1 protein-coding gene is annotated in these 366 nt (G+C 46.4%); it reads right to left on the reverse strand.

The genetic code is table 11. The features are described from left to right. Nucleotides 1–15: 15 nt before the first annotated feature. Nucleotides 16–366 (reverse strand): VENN motif pre-toxin domain-containing protein (locus tag A9G25_RS07485; RefSeq protein ID WP_176701095.1); only part of this gene is annotated, 351 nt, incomplete at its 5' end.

A 366-nucleotide genomic window follows, 5' to 3' on the forward strand; every position in this document is an offset into this window, starting at 1 on the left:
ATATTTTGGCGAGGATCAACCTTCAGCCATTAATACATCTACTGCATTAATACTAACTGGTCCACCAATTTCACTTGGACGTACTAGATACCAAGCGGCTCTAGCTAAATTATTATTCTCAACCGCATTTTTCCCTGCAGCAACGCCTGTATTGATATCTTGGATATCACCACCGGCAGCGGCTATTGCAAGGCCTGTCGCTAGCTGTGATAGGGCGCTGATTTGTTGTCTTTCTTCTTGTGATAATTCCGCTACTGTTTTACCTGGGTAAAGAATACCCATGATAACCTCAGCACCACGTTCACTTGCAGCAGCACCTAAGCCACCCACTAGAGCTGAGTTGCCTTGTAGCTCGGCTACCACCGC

This window comes from Gilliamella sp. Bif1-4, assembly GCF_001690535.1.
Lineage (GTDB): Bacteria > Pseudomonadota > Gammaproteobacteria > Enterobacterales > Orbaceae > Gilliamella > Gilliamella bombi.